17 protein-coding genes and 1 tRNA gene are annotated in these 19,405 nt (G+C 68.8%); 13 read left to right on the top strand and 5 right to left on the bottom strand.

Translation table 11 applies throughout. From position 1 onward, the window contains the following. Positions 1-27 precede the first annotated feature (27 nt). The 6 genes from ispE to hisC all read left to right on the top strand — a co-directional run bounded on the left by ispE (position 28) and on the right by hisC (position 4,680). Positions 28-909: a 4-(cytidine 5'-diphospho)-2-C-methyl-D-erythritol kinase gene (ispE, locus tag BTH_RS14610; protein ID WP_009908438.1), complete on the top strand. Its 882-nt coding sequence runs from the start codon at positions 28-30 to the stop codon at positions 907-909. 53 nt (positions 910-962) lie between these two features. Then, positions 963-1,039: transfer RNA gene (locus BTH_RS14605), tRNA-Gln, on the top strand. A 46-nt stretch (positions 1,040-1,085) separates the two neighbouring features. Next, positions 1,086-2,042, top strand: coding sequence for a ribose-phosphate pyrophosphokinase (locus BTH_RS14600; protein WP_009893070.1), 957 nt, complete (start codon positions 1,086-1,088; stop codon positions 2,040-2,042). A gap of 163 nt (positions 2,043-2,205) precedes the next feature. Then, positions 2,206-2,820 (top strand): 50S ribosomal protein L25/general stress protein Ctc, encoded by a 615-nt coding sequence (locus tag BTH_RS14595; protein WP_025369612.1) that lies wholly within the window; start codon positions 2,206-2,208, stop codon positions 2,818-2,820. Positions 2,821-2,933: 113 nt separating this feature from the next. Continuing rightward, positions 2,934-3,539 carry an aminoacyl-tRNA hydrolase gene (gene pth / locus BTH_RS14590; protein ID WP_009893073.1) on the top strand — a complete coding sequence of 202 codons (606 nt, stop codon included), beginning with the start codon at positions 2,934-2,936 and terminating at the stop codon, positions 3,537-3,539. Between the two features lie 73 nt (positions 3,540-3,612). Then, the gene (hisC, locus tag BTH_RS14585) at positions 3,613-4,680 is read left to right on the top strand and encodes a histidinol-phosphate transaminase (RefSeq protein ID WP_011401783.1); all 1,068 of its coding nucleotides are present in this window, start codon (positions 3,613-3,615) and stop codon (positions 4,678-4,680) included. Between the two features lie 133 nt (positions 4,681-4,813). On the opposite strand, the gene BTH_RS14580 is transcribed toward hisC, so the two are convergent. The 3 genes from BTH_RS14580 to rsmD form a co-directional block, all read right to left on the bottom strand. Then, on the bottom strand, positions 4,814-5,077 hold the full coding sequence (locus tag BTH_RS14580; RefSeq protein ID WP_009893077.1) for a YfhL family 4Fe-4S dicluster ferredoxin: 264 nt from the start codon (positions 5,075-5,077) through the stop codon (positions 4,814-4,816). A 64-nt stretch (positions 5,078-5,141) separates the two neighbouring features. Further along, positions 5,142-5,642, bottom strand: coding sequence for a pantetheine-phosphate adenylyltransferase (gene coaD, locus BTH_RS14575; RefSeq protein WP_004195249.1), 501 nt, complete (start codon positions 5,640-5,642; stop codon positions 5,142-5,144). Between the two features lie 108 nt (positions 5,643-5,750). Continuing rightward, complete coding sequence (gene rsmD / locus BTH_RS14570) at positions 5,751-6,377, bottom strand: 16S rRNA (guanine(966)-N(2))-methyltransferase RsmD (RefSeq protein ID WP_019255510.1); 627 nt, start codon at positions 6,375-6,377, stop codon at positions 5,751-5,753. Between the two features lie 257 nt (positions 6,378-6,634). Here rsmD and ftsY point away from each other — a divergent pair, with 257 nt between their 5' ends. Continuing rightward, complete coding sequence (gene ftsY, locus BTH_RS14560; RefSeq protein ID WP_009893082.1) at positions 6,635-7,936, top strand: signal recognition particle-docking protein FtsY; 1,302 nt, start codon at positions 6,635-6,637, stop codon at positions 7,934-7,936. Between the two features lie 157 nt (positions 7,937-8,093). Here the strand turns inward: ftsY and maiA are convergent, their stop codons facing one another. Next, the gene (maiA, locus tag BTH_RS14555) at positions 8,094-8,738 is read right to left on the bottom strand and encodes a maleylacetoacetate isomerase (RefSeq protein WP_009893084.1); all 645 of its coding nucleotides are present in this window, start codon (positions 8,736-8,738) and stop codon (positions 8,094-8,096) included. A 392-nt stretch (positions 8,739-9,130) separates the two neighbouring features. Here maiA and nirB point away from each other — a divergent pair, with 392 nt between their 5' ends. The 5 genes from nirB (at position 9,131) to BTH_RS14530 (ending at position 17,252) form a co-directional block, all read left to right on the top strand. After that, positions 9,131-11,575: a nitrite reductase large subunit NirB gene (gene nirB / locus BTH_RS14550; protein WP_009893095.1), complete on the top strand. Its 2,445-nt coding sequence runs from the start codon at positions 9,131-9,133 to the stop codon at positions 11,573-11,575. 75 nt (positions 11,576-11,650) lie between these two features. Beyond that, positions 11,651-12,046 carry a nitrite reductase small subunit NirD gene (gene nirD, locus BTH_RS14545; protein WP_009893098.1) on the top strand — a complete coding sequence of 132 codons (396 nt, stop codon included), beginning with the start codon at positions 11,651-11,653 and terminating at the stop codon, positions 12,044-12,046. Further along, positions 12,043-14,898, top strand: coding sequence for a nitrate reductase (locus BTH_RS14540; RefSeq protein ID WP_009893100.1), 2,856 nt, complete (start codon positions 12,043-12,045; stop codon positions 14,896-14,898). The genes nirD and BTH_RS14540 overlap by 4 nt, the downstream gene beginning before the upstream one ends. Next, positions 14,895-15,875, top strand: coding sequence for a DNA-binding protein YbiB (gene ybiB, locus BTH_RS14535; RefSeq protein ID WP_009893101.1), 981 nt, complete (start codon positions 14,895-14,897; stop codon positions 15,873-15,875). The genes BTH_RS14540 and ybiB overlap by 4 nt, the downstream gene beginning before the upstream one ends. A 561-nt stretch (positions 15,876-16,436) precedes the next feature. Beyond that, positions 16,437-17,252 (top strand): GNAT family N-acetyltransferase, encoded by an 816-nt coding sequence (locus BTH_RS14530; RefSeq protein WP_009893103.1) that lies wholly within the window; start codon positions 16,437-16,439, stop codon positions 17,250-17,252. A 293-nt stretch (positions 17,253-17,545) separates the two neighbouring features. Here the strand turns inward: BTH_RS14530 and BTH_RS31010 are convergent, their stop codons facing one another. Beyond that, complete coding sequence (locus tag BTH_RS31010; RefSeq protein WP_080511589.1) at positions 17,546-17,779, bottom strand: hypothetical protein; 234 nt, start codon at positions 17,777-17,779, stop codon at positions 17,546-17,548. On the opposite strand from BTH_RS31010, the gene leuA reads away from it, so the two are divergent. Next, complete coding sequence (gene leuA / locus BTH_RS14525) at positions 17,673-19,313, top strand: 2-isopropylmalate synthase (protein WP_009893104.1); 1,641 nt, start codon at positions 17,673-17,675, stop codon at positions 19,311-19,313. The two genes, BTH_RS31010 and leuA, sit on opposite strands and share 107 nt — an antisense overlap. The last annotated feature ends 92 nt before the right edge of the window (positions 19,314-19,405 follow it).

Below are 19,405 nucleotides of genomic sequence, written 5' to 3'. Positions count from 1 at the left end.
GCCTGCGCCCGATCAAATTTCCTCAGCATGACCGATACGACCCGCTCGCTGCGCGACTGCCTCGCCCCGGCGAAACTGAACCTGTTCCTGCACATCACGGGCCGTCGTCCGGACGGCTATCACGAGCTGCAAAGCGTGTTCCAGCTGCTCGACTGGGGCGACCGGCTGCACTTCACGCTGCGCGACGACGGCAAGGTGTCGCGCAAGACCGACGTGCCGGGCGTACCCGAGGAAACCGACCTCATCGTGCGCGCGGCGTCGCTGCTGAAAGCGCACACGGGCACGGCGGCGGGCGTCGACATCGAGATCGACAAGCGACTGCCGATGGGCGCGGGCCTCGGCGGAGGCAGCTCGGATGCGGCGACGACGTTGCTCGCGCTCAACCGCCTCTGGAAGCTCGACTTGCCGCGCGCCACGCTGCAATCGCTCGCGGTGAAGCTCGGCGCCGACGTGCCGTTCTTCGTCTTCGGAAAAAATGCGTTCGCAGAGGGTATCGGAGAAGCGCTGCAAGCTGTAGAATTGCCGACTCGCTGGTTTCTGGTTGTGACACCGCGGGTTCACGTTCCGACCGCAGCGATTTTTTCCGAAAAATCGTTGACAAGAGATTCGAAACCCATCACAATTACGGACTTTCTTGCACAGCAAGACTGCAACACGGGATGGCCTGACAGTTTCGGTCGGAATGACATGCAGCCGGTTGTGACAAGCAAGTACGCGGAAGTTGCAAAGGTGGTCGGATGGTTTTATAATCTGACCCCCGCGCGGATGACCGGCTCCGGAGCTAGCGTGTTTGCAGCGTTCAAGAGCAAGGCGGAGGCAGGAGCGGCGCAAGCCCAACTGCCGGCCGGCTGGGACAGCGCAGTTGCCGAGAGCTTGGGTGAGCATCCACTCTTCGCTTTCGCGTCATAAAGTTTTGCGCCATCGGATGGCCTACACTTCCGGTGGAGCTCAAAGTTAAGTGTAGGGGAGTCGCCAAGTTGGTCAAGGCACCGGATTTTGATTCCGGCATGCGAGGGTTCGAGTCCTTCCTCCCCTGCCAAAATTTCTTTCCCGCATTTCCCGCCTAAGCCCGAAGCAGGTGCACGATGAGCAGCCATGACGGCCTGATGGTTTTTACTGGCAACGCCAATCCCGCGCTTGCTCAGGAAGTCGTCAAAATTCTTGGTATTCCCCTCGGCAAAGCGATGGTCAGCCGTTTCTCCGACGGCGAAATCCAGGTCGAAATCCAGGAAAACGTGCGCGGCAAGGACGTCTTCGTCCTGCAATCGACGTGTGCGCCGACGAACGACAACCTGATGGAACTGATGATCATGGTCGATGCGCTCAAGCGCGCATCCGCAGGCCGGATCACCGCCGCCATCCCCTACTTCGGCTACGCGCGTCAGGATCGCCGTCCGCGTTCGGCACGCGTCGCGATCTCCGCGAAGGTCATCGCGAACATGCTGGAAATCGCCGGCGTCGAGCGGATCATCACGATGGATCTGCACGCCGACCAGATTCAAGGCTTCTTCGACATCCCCGTCGACAACATCTACGCGACGCCGATCCTGTTGGGCGACCTGCGCAAGCAGAGCTACCCGGATCTGCTCGTCGTGTCGCCGGACGTCGGCGGCGTCGTGCGCGCCCGCGCGCTCGCGAAGCAGCTCAATTGCGATCTCGCGATCATCGACAAGCGCCGCCCGAAGGCGAACGTCGCCGAAGTGATGAACATCATCGGTGAAGTCGAAGGCCGCACCTGCGTGATCATGGACGACATGGTCGATACGGCGGGCACGCTCTGCAAGGCCGCGCAAGTGCTGAAGGAGCGCGGCGCGAAGCAGGTGTTCGCATACGCGACGCACCCGGTTCTGTCGGGCGGCGCGGCCGACCGGATCGCCGCTTCGGCGCTCGACGAGCTCGTCGTCACCGACACGATCCCGCTGTCCGCCGAATCGCTCGCGTGCGCGAAGATCCGCGCGCTGTCGAGCGCGGGGCTCCTTGCCGAGACGTTCTCGCGCATCCGCCGCGGCGATTCGGTGATGTCGCTGTTCGCGGAATCGTAAAGCGATCCGCAGCCAAACGGTTTAGCGCAAAAAGCGAAGCGACGAGCTTCGCTTTTTGCACAATCGGCCGGGACCGACGAACCCCCGGCCATCGATCGGGGGCCTCATGCTGTCGCGGGGCCCCGTTTTACTGCCTGGTCGCGGGCAGCACATGGAGAATCACATGAAAGTCGTCGCTTTCGAGCGCCAACAGCAAGGTACGGGTGCGAGCCGCCGCCTGCGCAACGCCGGTAAGACCACGGGCATCGTGTACGGTGGTGAAGCCGCCCCGCAAATGATCGAGCTCGATCACAACGCTCTGTGGCACGCGCTGAAGAAGGAAGCCTTCCACTCGTCGATCCTCGATCTCGAAGTGGCCGGCAAGTCGCAACGCGTCCTGCTGCGTGACGTGCAATACCACCCGTTCCGTCAACTCGTGCTGCACGTGGACTTCCAGCGCATCGATCCGAAGAAGAAGCTGCACACGAAGGTGCCGCTGCACTTCCTGAACGCGGAATCGAGCCCGGCCGTGAAGCTGTCGAGCGCGGTCGTGTCGCACGTCGTGACGGAAATCGAAGTCGAGTGCCTGCCGGCCGATCTGCCGGAATTCCTCGAAGTCGATCTGTCGAAGATCGAAGCGGGCCAGTCGCTGCACGCGAAGGACATCGTGCTGCCGAACGGCGTCGCGCTGACCCCGCACGTCGACGCGGAAAACCCGGTGGTCGCCTCGGCGACGATCCCGGCTGGCGCCGTGTCGGAAGAAGCGGCCGCGGGCGAAGGCGAAACGCCGGCTGCCTAAGCGCCCTTCGAACCGTTTCGCACGACGGTCGACGAGACCCGCCGCGGCTTGCCCGGCGGGTTTTTTCATTCTTGCCGCCCGCGAGGGCGAATCCTGACGGGCAAGCGTTCATCATGATCAAACTGATCGTCGGCCTCGGCAATCCCGGGGCGGAATACACGGCGACGCGCCACAACGCAGGCTTCTGGCTCGTCGACCAGCTCGCGCGCGAAGCCGGCGCGACGCTGCGCGACGAGCGGCGCTTCCACGGCTTCTATGCGAAAGCGCGCCTCTACGGCGAGGAAGTGCATCTGCTCGAGCCGCAGACGTACATGAACCGCTCCGGCCAATCGGTCGTCGCGCTCGCGCATTTCTTCAAGATCCTGCCGAACGAAATCCTCGTCGCGCACGACGAGCTCGACCTGCCGCCCGGCGCGGTCAAGCTGAAGCTCGGCGGCGGCAGCGGCGGCCACAACGGCCTGAAGGACATCTCCGCGCATCTGTCTTCGCAGCAGTACTGGCGGCTGCGGATCGGCATCGGCCATCCGCGCGACATGATTCCGGAAAGCGCGCGCGCGGGCGCGAAGCCCGACGTCGCGAACTTCGTGCTGAAGCCGCCGCGCAAGGAAGAGCAGGACGTGATCGACGCCGCGATCGAGCGCGCGCTCGCCGTGATGCCCGCCGTCGTCAAGGGCGAGACCGAGCGCGCGATGATGCAGCTGCATCGCAACGGCGCGTAAGCGCGCGCCTTCCCGCCCTCGCCGCCGCGCGCATCGGTTAAGCTCATCGTTTTACCGCATCGGGAGCCACGTGGTGAGCCGTTACTGGAGCGACATCGTCCATCAACTCGAGCCGTACGTGCCGGGCGAGCAGCCGGCGCTCGCGCATCCCGTCAAGCTGAACACGAACGAGAACCCGTATCCGCCGTCGCCGCGCGCGCTCGACGCGATTCGGCATGAGCTCGGCGCCACGGGCGAGGCGCTGCGCCGCTATCCCGACCCCGTCGCGCGCAAGCTGCGCGAGACGGTCGCCGCCCATCACGGAATCGCGCCCGAGCAGGTGTTCGCCGGCAACGGCTCCGACGAAGTGCTCGCGCATGCGTTCCAGGCGCTCCTGCAGCACGACAGGCCGCTGCGCTTCCCGGACATCACGTACAGCTTCTACCCGACCTACGCACGGCTCTATCGCGTCGCATACGAGACGGTGCCGCTCGCCGACGATTTCTCGATCGTCGTCGACGACTATCTCGACGACGCCGGCTGCGTGCTGTTCCCGAATCCGAACGCGCCGACGGGCCGTGCGCTGCCGCTTGCCGACATCGAGCGGATCGTCGCCGCGAATCCGAGCTCGGTCGTCGTGATCGACGAGGCGTATGTCGACTTCGGCGCGGAGTCGGCCGTGTCGCTGATCTCGCGCTACCCGAACCTGCTCGTCGTGCATACCGCGTCGAAGGCGCGCTCGCTCGCGGGCATGCGCGTCGGCTTCGCGTTCGGCGACGCCGCGCTGATCGATGCGCTCACACGCGTGAAGGACAGCTTCAACTCGTACCCGCTCGACCGTCTCGCGCAGGTGGCGACGCAGGCGTCGTACGAGGACGACGCGTGGTTCGAAGCGACACGCAAGCAGGTGATCGCGAGCCGCGAGCGGCTTGTCGCCGCGCTCGCCGCGCTCGGCTTCGACGTCGTGCCGTCGGCCGCGAATTTCGTGTTCGCGCGCCATCCTCGCCACGATGCGGCGACGCTTGCCGCACGACTGAAGCTACGGGAAATTTTCGTGCGGCACTTCAAGCTGCCGCGAATCGACCAGCATTTGCGCATCACGGTCGGCACCGACGCAGAATGCGACGCGCTCGTCGCCGCGCTGCGCGAATTGCTCGCGTAACGGGCAGCTCGCGCGGTCGACGCGCGAGCCAAAGCGATGTGAGGAAAATACGGCGGGCGGCGAATCGGGCGGCGAATCGGCCGCCGTCACCGCGCGCGGGCGGAGGGCGACGACGGAGCCGCCGCGCGGCGCGTCACGCGCCGTCCTTCTCCGCCGCGATCAGCGCGCGATACTTCGCCATCAACTGATCCTTCGTCTCGGGACGGCCCGGATCCTGCGGGATGCACTCGACCGGACACACCTGCTGGCACTGCGGCTCGTCGAAATGGCCGACGCACTCGGTGCACTTGTTCGGATCGATCACGTAGATTTCCGGGCCCATCGAAATCGCGCCGTTCGGGCACTCGGGCTCGCACACGTCGCAATTGATGCACTCGTCGGTAATCATCAAAGCCATACTGGTCTCACTTCCGCCGGCGCGCGGCCGGCCGCTTCGGGCCGCCTGCCGCGCGCTCGAGCGCTCACGCGGACGGCCCCTGGGCCATCGCGGCCACCTTCTCCGTCAGCCATTTCTCGACCGACGGGAACACGAACTTGCTGACGTCGCCGCCCAGCTGCGCGATCTCGCGCACGATCGTGCCCGAGATGAACTGGTACTGGTCCGACGGCGTCATGAACATCGTCTCGACGTCGGGCAGCAGGTAGCGGTTCATCCCCGCCATCTGGAACTCGTACTCGAAATCCGACACCGCGCGCAGGCCGCGCACGATCACGCGCGCGTCGTTCGCACGCACGAAATCCTTCAAGAGGCCGGTAAAGCCCATCACCTTCACGTTCGGGTAATGGCCCAGCACCTCGTTCGCAATCTTCAGACGTTCCTCGAGCGAGAAAAACGGCTTCTTCGCACGGCTGTCTGCAACGCCGACGACCAGCGTATCAAAAATGCTCGACGCTCGCCGCACGAGATCCTCGTGGCCTCGCGTCAGCGGATCGAACGTACCCGGGTACACGGCGACTACCATGTCGCTCCTCCTGTCATCGAGCAATTGGGGTCACGGCCATGCGCATCGCGCGCGGCCGCCGACATGGACGCACGTCGCGACTGCGCGGCGCCTCGTTTGGAACGCGCATTATTCATCATTTTCGCGTTGCAGCAAATGATAGTGGACGGCGCCCGCCTTGCCGTGTCGCACAACCCGCCAGCCGGCAAGCGACGCGTGCCCGCACGGATCGAGCGGCGCGCCCGCCTCGACGTACAGATGGCCGCCCGGCGCGACGAGATTCGGCGCGAGCTCCAGCGCGCGCGCGAACGCGGCCGCGTCGCCGAACGGCGGATCGACGAACACGACGTCGAACGAGCGCGGCGCGAGGCCCGCCGCGATGCGCAGCGCATCGGCCTCCGCGATCTCGATCGCGCGCGCGGCGAGCTTGTCCTTCAGCGCGCGCAACTGCTGGGCGGCGCGCGGATGGCGCTCGACCATCACGACGCTCGCCGCGCCGCGCGACGCCGCCTCGAAGCCGAGCGCGCCGCTGCCGGCGAACAGATCGAGGCAGCGCCGCCCTTCGAGATCCTGGCCAAGCCAGTTGAAGAGCGTCTCGCGCACGCGGTCGGGCGTCGGGCGCAGGCCGTCCAGGTCGAGCACCGGAAGCGGCGTGCGCTTCCAGTCGCCGCCGATGATGCGGATCGTGTGCGGCTTGCCGCGGCCGGCCACTGGGGCTCGCTGCGCCTGCGGCCGCGCCGGAGAGGAACGGGACATACGAGAGAATTCGATTCGGAAGCGTTGGTAACGGAATGAACCGGCTGAAACGGCGCGACGCACCGCGATGACGCGCACGTTACCACAAGCGAAGCGCCCGCCATGCCGCCGCCGCACGGCGAAGCGCGAGCGCCTGATAAAATGCCGGGTTTGCAGCGCGCGAGCCCGCCGCACGCACGCCGCCGGGCTCCGGCACCGAGCGCGGCCGGTGCATCCGGCGCCGCGCGCCGTCTCCCGCCTCTTCCGCAAGCGAAACCATGTTCAGCTTCTTCAAACGATTCAAGAAAGCGCCCGACGCCGCACCGGCCGAGCCGCAGCAAGCGCCCGACGCGCCGCAGGACGCGGCCGGCGAGTCGGCCGCGCCCGAGGCCGCGTCCAAGGCCGCGCGAGTCGACGCGCCCGCTGCGCCGGTCTCGCGCGGCGAGTACAGCGAAGCGCCGGCTACCGAACGGCCCCGTTCCGACGCGCCGGCCCCCGTTCGCGCGACACCGCCCGTCTCCCCCGCAGCAGCGACGCCGGAATCGCCGGCCGGGCAGCCGTCCGCCGCCGAAGCGGCGCGCGCGCCGTCCGTCGTGATGACGGTGACGCCGGCCGCCAACGGCCGCAACGGCGTCGTCGAGACGGTCGAGATCGTGCCGCCGCCCGCGCCCGAGCCGGCCGCGAAGAAATCGTGGATCGCGCGGCTGAAGTCCGGCCTCGCGAAGACGAGCTCGAGCATCACGAACGTGTTCGTGAACACGAAGATCGACGACGCGCTCTACGAGGAGCTCGAGACGGCGCTGCTGATGTCCGACGCCGGCGTCGACGCGACCGAGCATCTGCTCGGCGCGCTGCGCGAGAAGGTGCGCACGGGCCGCCTCACCGATCCGCAACAGGTGAAGGACGCGCTGCGCGGCCTGCTCGTCGAGTTGCTGACGCCGCTCGAGCAGTCGCTCGTGCTCGGCCGCGCGCAGCCGCTCGTGATGATGATCGCGGGCGTGAACGGCGCGGGCAAGACGACGAGCATCGGCAAGCTCGCGAAGCATCTGCAGAGCTTCGATCAATCGGTGCTGCTCGCCGCCGGCGACACGTTCCGCGCGGCCGCGCGCGAGCAGCTCGCGATCTGGGGCGAGCGCAACAACGTGACCGTCGTCCAGCAGGAAAGCGGCGATCCGGCCGCGGTGATTTTCGATGCGGTCAGCGCCGCGCGCGCGCGCAACATCGACGTGATGATGGCCGACACCGCGGGCCGCCTGCCGACGCAGCTGCATCTGATGGAAGAGCTCCGGAAGGTGAAGCGCGTGATCGGCAAGGCGCACGACGGCGCGCCGCACGAAGTGCTGCTCGTGATCGACGCGAACACCGGCCAGAACGCGCTCGCGCAGGTGAAGGCCTTCGACGACGCGCTCGGCCTCACGGGCCTCATCGTCACGAAGCTCGACGGCACCGCGAAGGGCGGCATCCTCGCCGCGATCGCGCGCCAGCGGCCGATTCCGGTGTACTTCATCGGCGTCGGCGAGAAGGTCGAGGATCTGCAGCCGTTCAGCGCGGAGGAATTCGCGGACGCGCTGCTCGGATAAGCCGAGCGGCCGATTCTCCCGGCGGGGCGCTACCGTCCCGCAACGAAACGGGCGCCTTGCGCGAACCGCGCGTCAAACGCCGGACTCGATGTCCGGCCGTCGACGGCGCGGCTCGGCAAGGCGCCCGTTCTTCATCCGCGCGCGGCCGACGCAGCGCTCACTCGGCGTCCGGCTGCGCGGCGGGCGCGGCCGCCTTGAACGCGTCGATCGTCATCGCATGATCGTGGATGCGCTGAATCGTCGGAAACCGCTCGAGGCCGATCGAGAAGCGCTTCGCGTTGAACACCTGCGGCACGATGCACAGATCGGCGAGCGTCGGCGTATCGCCGAAGCACAGCTTGCCCGTGCGCGGATCGCTCGACAGACGCGCCTCGAGCGACTTGAAGCCGTCCTCGATCCAGTGGCGGTACCACGCGTCCTTCGCGTCGTCGTCGACCTGCAGCGTGTGCTTCAGGTACTTCAGCACGCGCAGGTTGTTGAGCGGATGGATCTCGCAGGCAATCTGCAGCGCGATCGCGCGCACGTACGCGCGATCGACGGGCGCCTTCGGCAACAACGGCACGGCCGGATACGCTTCATCGAGGTATTCGACGATCGCGAGCGACTGCTGCAACGGCGAATCGCCGTCGATGAGCGTCGGCACGAGCGCATCGGGGTTGAGCGCGCGGTAGTCGTCCGTCAACTGCTGGCCGCCGTCGCGCAGCAGATGCACGGGCACGTAGTCGAACGGCAGCTTCTTCAGATGCAGCGCGATGCGCACGCGAAATGCCGCCGAACTGCGGAAATAGCTATATAGCTTCATCGGTGTCCCTCATTGTCTCGATCGTCGATCTTCTCGCCGGCGTTCGGGCGCGACGGCAGACGCGCGCCCCGAAGCCGGCAGGCGGGCGTCCGAGCGCTTCGTCGCGCCGAACGCCGCGGCAACGGCCGAAAGTGTAACGCGGCGCGCGCGCCGCCGGTTCGCCCGGCCGATCCGGCGGCACTTTGCTGGTGCGCGATTGCTGCAATGCACGCTTCGCGTGCGAAACGGCGCGCCTGCCGTGCGCACACGCACCACGCGCACGCGCGCGATTCTCGCCCGCCCCCCGCCGGCCTTTTAAACAGCGGCCAAATAAAAAGTGGCATGGCAATTGCTGTTTTCCGCCCATCGAACACGGGCCCCACACGACAAGCGGCCCAGTCAGGAGATCCCCGATGCGGAAGATGAAGCTGGTGATGGTCGGCAACGGCATGGCCGGAGTGCGCACGCTCGAAGAATTGCTCAAGCTCGCGCCGGATCTGTACGACGTGACGGTGTTCGGCGCCGAACCGCATCCGAACTACAACCGGATCCTGCTATCCCCCGTGCTCGCGGGCGAGCAGACGCTCGAGCAGATCGTGCTCAACGATTATGCGTGGTACGAATCGCACGGCATCACGCTCCACGTCGGCAAGAAGATCGTGAAGATCGATCGCGTGAAGCGCGTCGTGATCGCCGACGACGGCACCGAGGCCGCGTACGACCGGCTGCTGCTCGCAACCGGCTCGAATCCGTTCATGCTGCCGATTCCGGGCGCGGATCTCGACGGCGTGCTCGGCTATCGCGACATCGCGGACACGCAGGCGATGATCGACGCCGCCGCGCGGCACACGCACGCGGTCGTGATCGGCGGCGGCCTGCTCGGCCTCGAGGCGGCGAACGGCCTGAAGCTGCGCGGGATGGACGTGACCGTCGCGCACCTCGCGCCGACGCTGCTCGAGCGCCAGCTCGACGCGAAGGCGGGCGGCCTGTTGCGCGCGTCGCTCGAGGCGCGCGGGCTGACCTTTCTGATGCCGAAGGAAACGCAGGCGCTCGTCGGCGACGAGAACGGCCGCGTGCGCGCGGTGCGCTTCAAGGACGGCGACACATGCAAGGCCGACCTCGTCGTGATGGCGGTCGGCATCCGCCCGAACACCGCGCTCGCCGAAAGCGCGGGCCTCTATTGCAACCGCGGGATCGTCGTCAACGACACGATGCAAACCTACGATCCGCGCATCTACGCGGTCGGCGAATGCGTGAGCCATCGCGGCATCGCGTACGGCCTCGTCGCGCCCCTCTTCGAGCAGGCGAAGGTCGCGGCGAACCATCTCGCGCAATTCGGCATCGGCCGCTACGCGGGCTCGGTGACGTCGACGAAGCTCAAGGTCACGGGCATCGACCTGTTCTCCGCGGGCGACTTCCTCGGCGGCGGCGACACCGAGGACATCACGCTGTCCGATCCGATCGCGGGCGTCTACAAGAAGCTCGTGATCAAGGACGACAAGATCGTCGGCGCGTGCCTGTACGGCGATACGGCAGACGGCGCGTGGTACTTCAAGCTGCTGCGCGAGGGCCGCAACATCGCCGACATCCGCGAGACGCTGATGTTCGGCGAGACGAGCCTGGGCGACACTGGCCACAGCGGCGCGACGCGCGCGACGGCGATGGCCGACGACGCCGAGGTGTGCGGCTGCAACGGCGTGTGCAAGGGCACGATCGTCGCGGCGATCAAGGAGAAAGGCCTCTTCACGCTCGACGACGTGCGCAAGCACACGAAGGCGTCCGCATCGTGCGGCTCGTGCACGGGCCTCGTCGAGCAGATCCTGATGTCGACGGTGGGCGGCGACTACTCGGCGTCGCCGAAGGCGAAGCCCATATGCGGCTGCACCGATCATACGCATGCCGAGGTGCGCATGGCGATTCGCGAGCACAAGCTGCTGTCGGTGCCGGACGCGATGCGCTTTCTCGAATGGCGCACGCCGAACGGCTGCGCGAGCTGCCGCCCGGCGCTCAACTACTACTGCATCAGCACGTGGCCGCACGACGCGAAGGACGATCCGCAGTCGCGCTTCATCAACGAGCGCGCGCACGCGAACATCCAGAAGGACGGCACGTATTCGGTCGTGCCGCGGATGTGGGGCGGCGTGACGAGCGCCGACGAACTGCGCCGCATCGCCGACGTCGTCGACAAATACGCGATCCCCACCGTCAAGGTGACGGGCGGCCAGCGCATCGACCTGCTCGGCGTGAAGAAAGAGGACCTGCCCGGCGTGTGGCGCGATCTCGGCATGCCGAGCGGCCATGCGTACGCGAAAGCGCTGCGCACGGTGAAGACCTGCGTCGGCTCCGAATGGTGCCGCTTCGGCACGCAGGATTCGACGCTGATGGGCCAGCAGCTCGAGCGCGCGCTGTGGCGGATGTACGCGCCGCACAAGGTGAAGCTCGCTGTGTCCGGCTGCCCGCGCAACTGCGCGGAATCGGGGATCAAGGATGTCGGCGTGATCGGCGTGGATTCGGGCTGGGAGCTTTACGTCGGCGGCAACGGCGGCATCAAGACCGAGGTCGCGCAGTTCTTCTGCAAGGTGAAGACGCACGAGGAAGTGCTCGAATATGCAGGCGCGTTCCTGCAGCTGTATCGCGAGGAAGGCTGGTATCTCGAGCGCACCGTGCACTACCTCGAGCGCGTCGGCCTCGACCACGTGAAGGCGCGCGTGCTCGACGACGCCGAGAACCGCCGCGCGCTGTGGGAACGGCTGCAGTTCGCGCTGAAGGACGAGCCGGACCCGTGGCGCGACACGCAGGACGCGAAGGTCGACCTGCGCCAGTTCATCCCGATCGCCGTCGCGCCCGCCGATGCGTGATGCCGATGCGCGATGCGTGACGCGTCGCGCATCGCGCCGCCCGCGCGCCCCGTCAATCACCCAGGAATCCGAATCATGTCCGCCACGCAACCCGAATGGATCGCCGTCTGCCGACTGGACGACATCCCGCCGCTCGGCGCGCGCGTTCTCACGCGCGCGGCCGGCACGCCGATCGCCCTCTTTCGCACCGCGAGCGACGCGGTGTTCGCGCTCCTCGATCGCTGCCCGCACAAGGGCGGCCCGCTGTCGCAGGGCATCGTTCACGGCGAGCAGGTCACGTGTCCGCTGCACGGCTTGAATGTCGCGTTCTCGAGCGGCTGCGCGCTGCCGCCCGACGAAGGCTGCACGAGCGTCTTCAGCGTGAGGCGCGAAGGCGACACGGTGCTGCTCGAGCGCACCGAGCTCGCGACGCTCGGCGTCGACGACGCGCCGCAGCCGGCCCCGCTCGCATCGCCGGGCGCCGCCGCATGACGCTCGACACGCTCGCGCAGCCCATCGCGCAACCCACGCCCGGCGCCGTGCGCGAAACGCGCTCGACGTGCTGCTATTGCGGCGTCGGCTGCGGCGTCGTGATCGAAACCCGGCGCGACGCGAACGGCCGCGACGCGATCGTCGGCGTGCGCGGCGATTCCGATCATCCGGCGAACTTCGGACGCCTGTGCTCGAAAGGCGGCACGCTGCATCTGACGGCCACGCCCGAGCGCTACGCGCAGACGCGCGCGACGCATCCGGAGCTGCGCGCCTCGCGCGACGCGGCGCGCACGCGCGTGTCGTGGGACGACGCGCTCGACCACGTCGCGCAGCGCCTCGCGCGCATCGTCGAGCGGCACGGGCCCGACGCGGTCGGCTTCTACATCTCCGGCCAGTTGCTGACCGAGGACTACTACGTGTTCAACAAGCTCGCGAAGGGGCTCGTCGGCACGAACAACATCGATTCGAACTCGCGGCTCTGCATGAGCTCGGCCGTCGTCGGCTACAAGAAGACGCTCGGCGCCGACGCGCCGCCGTGCAGCTACGAGGATCTCGATCACGCGGGCACCGTGCTGATCGCGGGCGCGAATCCCGCGTACGCGCATCCGATCCTGTACCGGCGGCTGGAGGCGGCGCGCGCGCGCAATCCGCGGATGAAGGTGATCGTCGCCGATCCGCGCCGCACCGATTCGGCGAGCGACGCGACGCTGCATCTCGCGCTGCAGCCCGGCACCGACACGATGCTGTTCAACGCGATGCTGCACGTGCTGATCTGGGACGGCGCGCTCGATTCCGCGTTCATCGACGCGCACACGCAAGGCTTCGACGCGCTGCGCGACGCGGTGCGTGACGCGACGCCCGCCGCGGCCGCGCAGGTGTGCGGGCTGCGCGCGGACGACATCGTGCAGGCCGCGCGCTGGTTCGGCGCGGGGCCGTCGCTGTCGCTGTACTGCCAGGGACTCAATCAATCGGCGAGCGGCACGGCGAAGAACGTCGCGCTGATCAACCTGCATCTCGCGACGGGCCAGATCGGCAAGCCCGGCGCGGGGCCGTTCTCGCTGACGGGCCAACCGAACGCGATGGGCGGCCGCGAGGTGGGCGGCATGGCCACGCTCGCATCCGCGCACCGCGATCTTGCGAACCCGGCCGAGCGCGCGGAGATCGCGCGCCTCTGGGGCGTGCCGGGCCTGCCGGCGCAGCCGGGCTTGACCGCTGTCGAGATGTTCGAGCAGCTCGCCGCGGGCGCGCTGAAGGCGATCTGGATCGTCTGCACGAACCCCGCGCATTCGATTCCGAACCAGGCGCTCGCGCGCGCGGGGCTCGAGCGCGCCGAATTCGTCGTATTGCAGGACGCGTACGCGCACACGGGCACCGCGCCGTACGCGGACGTGCTGCTGCCCGCGGCGACGTGGGGCGAGAAGGACGGCACGGTGACGAACTCCGAGCGGCGGATCTCGCGCGTGCGCGCGGCGACGCAGCCGTACGGCGACGCGCGCGCCGACTGGCGGATCGCGGCGGACGTCGGCCGCCGGCTCGAAGCGCGGCTCGCGCCCGGCCGCCCGACGCTCTTTCCGTACGAGGACGCCGAAGCGATATGGAAGGAGCACCGCGCGACGACGGTCGGCCGCGATTGCGACATCGGCGGGCTGTCGTGGCCGCTCCTCGCGCGCGACGGCCCGCAGCAATGGCCGTTTCCGGCCGGCGCGGCGCAGGGCTTCGCGCGCCTGTACGCCGACGGGCGCTTTCCGACCGCCGACGGCCGCGCGCGCTTCGTGCCGACGCCGTATCAGCCGGTCGCCGAGGCCGTCGACGCGCGCTACCGCTTCGCGCTGACGACGGGCCGCCTGCGCGATCAATGGCACGGCGGCAGCCGCACGGGCACGGTCGCGAAACTGTTCGCTCACGCGCCGCAGCCGTGCGTCGAGCTCGATCCCGGCGATTGCGCGCGGCTCGAGCTCGGCGCGCACGATTTCGTCCATCTGACGTCGCGGCGCGGCAGCGCGCTGCTGCCCGCGCGCGCCGACGACGCGGTCGCGCCCGGCCAGGCGTTCGCGCCGATGCACTGGGGCGACGAATACGTATCGGGCGTCGCGGGCAACCGCGCGGCGATGGGCATCAACGCGCTGACGACGCCGGCGCGCGATCCGTACTCGCAGCAGCCGGAGCTCAAGCATGCGGCGATCAAGCTGCTGAAGGCCGATCTGCCGTGGCGCTGGCTGATCGCCGCGCGCGTGCCGGCCGGCGACGTGCTCGCGCGCCAGCGCGCCGCGCGCGCGTTCTTCGCACGCTTTCCGTATGCGAGCTGCGTGCCGTTCGGCACCGACGCGTACGCGGGGCTCGCATGGCGCGTCGCCGCGTACGAGCCCGCGCCCGCCGAGCTGCAGCGCGAGATCGAGGCGCTCTTCGAGCTGCCCGCGCAGGCGGCCGACGTGATGAGCTACGGCGACGCGCGGCGCGGCACCGGCCGGCGCGTGCGGATCGTCGACGGCGCGCTCGTCGCGTTCTCCGTCGCCGGCGCGGCCGGCGCGACCGAGGACAGCGCGGCCGTGCTGCGCGAGTACGTCGACAGCGGCGCGAGCGTCGGCGCACTCGGCCGCCTGCTGCTGTTCGCCGGCCGCGTGCCGCTGCAGACGGCGCCCGCGCGCGGCCGCACGATCTGCAACTGCGTCGGCGTGAGCGAGCGGGAGATCGGCGCGGTGCTGGCGGCCGACGCACCGTCGGCGGCGCCCGGCGAGCGGCTCGCGAACTTGCAAGAACGGCTCAAATGCGGTACTCAGTGTGGTTCCTGCATACCCGAGCTGCGCCGCCTGATCGCCGAAACCGCGACGGCCGCGGCCCCTTCCCCTCGATGACCGAATCCGACGCCAACGCCGCCCAGCAGCCCGACCGCTTTTCATGCGCCCGCTTGATCAAGGAAATCGGGCGCGGACCCAACGGCGCGCGCGCGCTGCCGTACGACGACGCGTTCGCGCTCTTCCGCGCGATGCTCGACGCTCGCGTGTCCGACGTCGAGCTGGGCGCGGTGCTGATCGCATACCGGCTCAAGGGCGAGACGGCCGCCGAACTCGCGGCGATGCTCGCCGCCGCGAACGCGTCGTTCGAGCCGCTGCACGTGCAGGACTCGATGTTCCGCACCGTGTCGATCCCGAGCTACAACGGCGCGCGCAAGCAGCCGAACCTCGTGCCGCTCCTCGCGCTGCTGCTCGCGCGCGAAGGCGTGCCGGTGCTCGTGCACGGCGTGGCGGAAGATCCGGGCCGCGTGACGAGCGCGGAGATTTTCACCGAGCTCGCGCTTGCGCCCGGCGAAACGCACGACGAGATCGAGGACACGCTCGCCGAGCGCCGCGTCGCGTTCGCGCCGATCGACGTGCTCGCGCCAAAGCTCGCGCGGCTGATCGCGCTGCGGCGCGTGCTCGGCGTACGCAATTCGACGCACACGATCGTCAAGCTGCTGCAGCCGTTCGAGCCCGCCGGGCTGCGGCTCGTCAACTACACGCATCCGCCGTACCGCGACAGCCTCGTCGAGCTGTTTCGCGACCATCCGGCGGCGGCGGCGGGCGGCGCGCTGCTCGCGCGCGGCACCGAAGGCGAGGCCGTCGCCGACACGCGCCGCCAGGTTCAGGTCGATTGGCTGCACGACGGGCGCTGCGAGACGGTCGTCGAACCAGTGCGCTCGTCGCCGGACGCGCCGCCCGTCGAGCTGCCCGCGTCGCGCGACGCCGCGACGACGGCCGCATGGACCGATGCCGTGATGCGCGGCGAGATTCCGATTCCGGACGCGATCGCGATGCAGGTCGACACGATCGTGCGGCTCGCGCGGATCGTGTAACCGCTTGGCCGCGTGACCGCGATGCGTCGCTGAGGCGCGCTGCGGCGCGGGCGAGGTCATCGCTCGGATCGTCGTTCATGCGCGGGCGCCGAATGCCGGCGAACGCACTGGCGAGCGCCCGCATCGCTCGCCCGGCACGCGCCGCGGCATGCGCGGCCGCGACGCAGGGCGACGGAATCGGTCTCCCGATCCGCCGATTCACCATCGGCCGATCAGCCGATCCGGCGCGCCATCCGCACGCCCCCGCGCCCGCGCGGCGCGCCTGCCCGGCCGATGCGCCGCGGCGTCAGCCGCGCGCGGCCTCCCGATTGCGCTCGCCGCCCGACGCCCGTAAACGCCGACGCTCGCGCAATGCGCGTATACTTTTTCGCTGTCGGCCGACCTCGTCGGCCGACGCATCCGCGGCGAACGAACCCGGCGCACACCGCGCACGGCACGCGAAGACGACGCTCGCCGCCGGCCGCCGAGCGGGCTATCCGAGAGCCGCCCGCTCGCCGGCTGCCTCGACATCCTTCTGCTTCGAACCCAGATCCCATGATTCCAAACCAACCGAGAGAATCGATGCAGCAGATCGCCGTCCTGCTGGACGGCATGATCAAGAAGAACGCGTACCTGCCCCGCCGGATCGGCGGGACGATGCGCGTGGACGAACAACCGGGCTATGCGATCGTCGACAGCGGCCTGCCGACCGACACGTTCAACCTCGTGATCGGCACGTCGGGCGGCGCGCCGGACGCGGCGTCGATCGCGCGCATCGCGGCCCGCTTCAACGACGCCGGACTGCCGGCCGCCTGGTGGACGTGCAGCGAGCTCACCGACGCCGCATTCGCGCGCGCGCTCGGCGAATCCGGCTTCGTCGCGGACGAAACGAGCGTCGGCATGCTGGCCGAGCTGGACGCGCTGCCGCCCGTCGGCTATCCGCGCGGCTTCAGCGTGCGGCAGATCAATGCGCAGCATGACGTCGCGCGCTTCGGCGCGCTGATCGGCGCGCTGTTCGATCCGCCCGACGCGTTCGTCGACGCGTTCTACGCGCGCGTCGCCGCGCTCGATCTCGACGCCGCCGAGCCACTCAAGCTGTTCGTCGGCGAACTCGACGGCCACGCGGTGAGCACGACCGCGCTGTACGTCGACGCGGACACGGCGCACGTATTCGACGTCAGCACGTCGGCCGGGAAGCGCAAGCAGGGCCTCGCGTCGGCGATCATGCACTGCGCGCTCGCGCACGCGAAGGAGCGCCTCGGCGCGACGCGGGCGGCGCTGCAGGCGTCGCCGGACGGCCTGAACGTCTATCGGCGGCTCGGCTTTCGGGCGGTCTGCGAGTTCCAGGTGTATTCGAACCGCGCCGCGGTATCGCCGCGAAACGAGGACGGCCGCTAACACGCGCCGACGCCCGCCGGGCGGACGGCGGACCGCGGCCGGCGGACGCCGCGCCGCCGGTCGAATGCCCCGACGATTGACAGCCGCGGACGACTTCGCATAGAGTTGACGTCATGCGTTCCTTCCAGAACACCCTCCGAATTACCTCCGGCCGCCTAGCGCGGCCGCTATCGCTACGACTAGCGTAAAGCTGTCGTGGCGCCGCGCCGTCCCGGCGCGGTCCCTCCCCTAGCAGTTCCTCGCAGTTTCTTTCTCGCAGTTTTTTACAACCCGTAGTCGTCAGCTTTCGTTCGTCAATCCGACGGGCGAACCGCGAAGATTCCGCGCCGTCGTGCCATCGGGCATGCACGCGCGCAGGCAGCGCCCACCGGCGCGTCATGCCGTCCGTCTTCGCTCGCGACTTGACCGCCCGAGGCAAAGATGAAGCGCAACCCCGCCGAGAAATACCGACCGTTCGAACCCGTTCGCATCAACGGACGCCGATGGCCGAGCCGCACGATCGAGCGCGCGCCGATCTGGATGAGCACCGATCTGCGCGACGGCAACCAGTCGTTGATCGAGCCGATGACGATCGAGCAGAAGCTCGAATTCTTCGAGATGCTCGTCGCGATCGGCTTCAAGGAAATCGAAGTCGGTTTTCCGTCGGCGTCGCAAACCGACTTCGATTTCGTGCGCAAGCTGATCGTCGAGAAGCGCATCCCCGACGACGTGACGATCGAAGTGCTCGTGCAGTCGCGCGAAGACCTGATCGCGCACACGTTCGACGCGCTCGAAGGCGCGCCGCGCGCGATCGTCCATCTGTACAACGCGATCTGCCCGTCGTTCCGCCGGATCGTGTTCGGGATGTCGAAGGACGACGTGAAGGCGCTCGCCGTCGACGGCACGCGAATCATCAAGGAGCACGCGCAGGCGCGCCCCGGCACGCACTGGACGTTCCAGTACTCGCCCGAGACGTTCAGCATGACCGAGCTGCCGTTCGCGCGCGAAGTCTGCGACGCGGTCGCGCAGACGTGGCGGCCGACGCGCGATCACAAGATGATCGTGAACCTGCCCGCCACCGTCGAGGCCGCGACGCCGAACGTGTTCGCCGACCAGATCGAATGGATGGACCGCAACCTCGGCTACCGCGACAGCATCGTGCTGTCGGTGCACCCGCACAACGATCGCGGCACCGCGGTCGCGGCGGCCGAGCTGGCGCTGCTCGCGGGCGCGGACCGCATCGAAGGATGCCTGTTCGGCAACGGCGAGCGCACGGGCAACGTCGATCTCGTCACGCTCGCGCTGAACCTGTACACGCAAGGGATCGATCCGGGCCTCGATTTCTCCGACATCGACGCGGTGCGCCGCGTCGTCGAACGCTGCAACCGGATTCCCGTGCATCCGCGCCATCCGTACGCGGGCGATCTCGTGTTCACCGCGTTCTCCGGCTCGCATCAGGACGCGATCCGCAAGGGCCTCGCGCAGCAGCGGCCCGACGCGATCTGGGAGGTGCCGTACCTGCCGATCGACCCCGCCGACCTCGGCCGCAGCTACGACGCCGTGATCCGCGTGAACAGCCAGTCCGGCAAGGGCGGCGCGACGTACCTGCTCGAGCGCGGGATGGGCTTCTCGCCGCCGCGTCGCGTGCAGATCGAATTCAGCCACGCGGTGCAGGCGCTCGCCGACGCGTCCGGCGAGGAAGTGACGGCAGACGCCATTTGCGCGCTCTTCACGCGCGAATATCTGCAGACGATGGGCCCGGCCGCGCGCGCGGGCGCGTCGGCGAGCTGGCATGACCGCGAAGTCGCGCTCGCGCACGCCGAAGACGCGCCGAGCGCGGCGCGGCAGGCCGCGGCCGCATTCGCCGCGGCGGCGGGCGTCGCGATCGACGTCACGTCGTGCGAGGTCGAGCGCACCGCGAACGGCGACACCGTCGTGTTCGTCGGCGCGAAAGTCGGCGACGCCGCGCTGCGCCACGGCGCGGGCGTGCATCGCGATCCGGCCGCGGCCGCGACGGACGCGGTCGCGAGCGCGATCAACCGCTCGGCCTGGAGCCGCGACAAGCGGCGCGCCGCGGCCTGACGCGGCGAATTCGACGACAGACGCAAGACACACGCGCGGCGCACGCCGCCGCGCAACGGCCGGTGCGACGCGCGATCCGCGGCGCGCCGGCG

It is taken from the genome of Burkholderia thailandensis E264 (assembly GCF_000012365.1).
Lineage (GTDB): Bacteria > Pseudomonadota > Gammaproteobacteria > Burkholderiales > Burkholderiaceae > Burkholderia > Burkholderia thailandensis.
The sequence above is the reverse complement of the archived record's forward strand: the minus strand, read 5'-3'. Positions and strand labels throughout refer to the sequence as shown.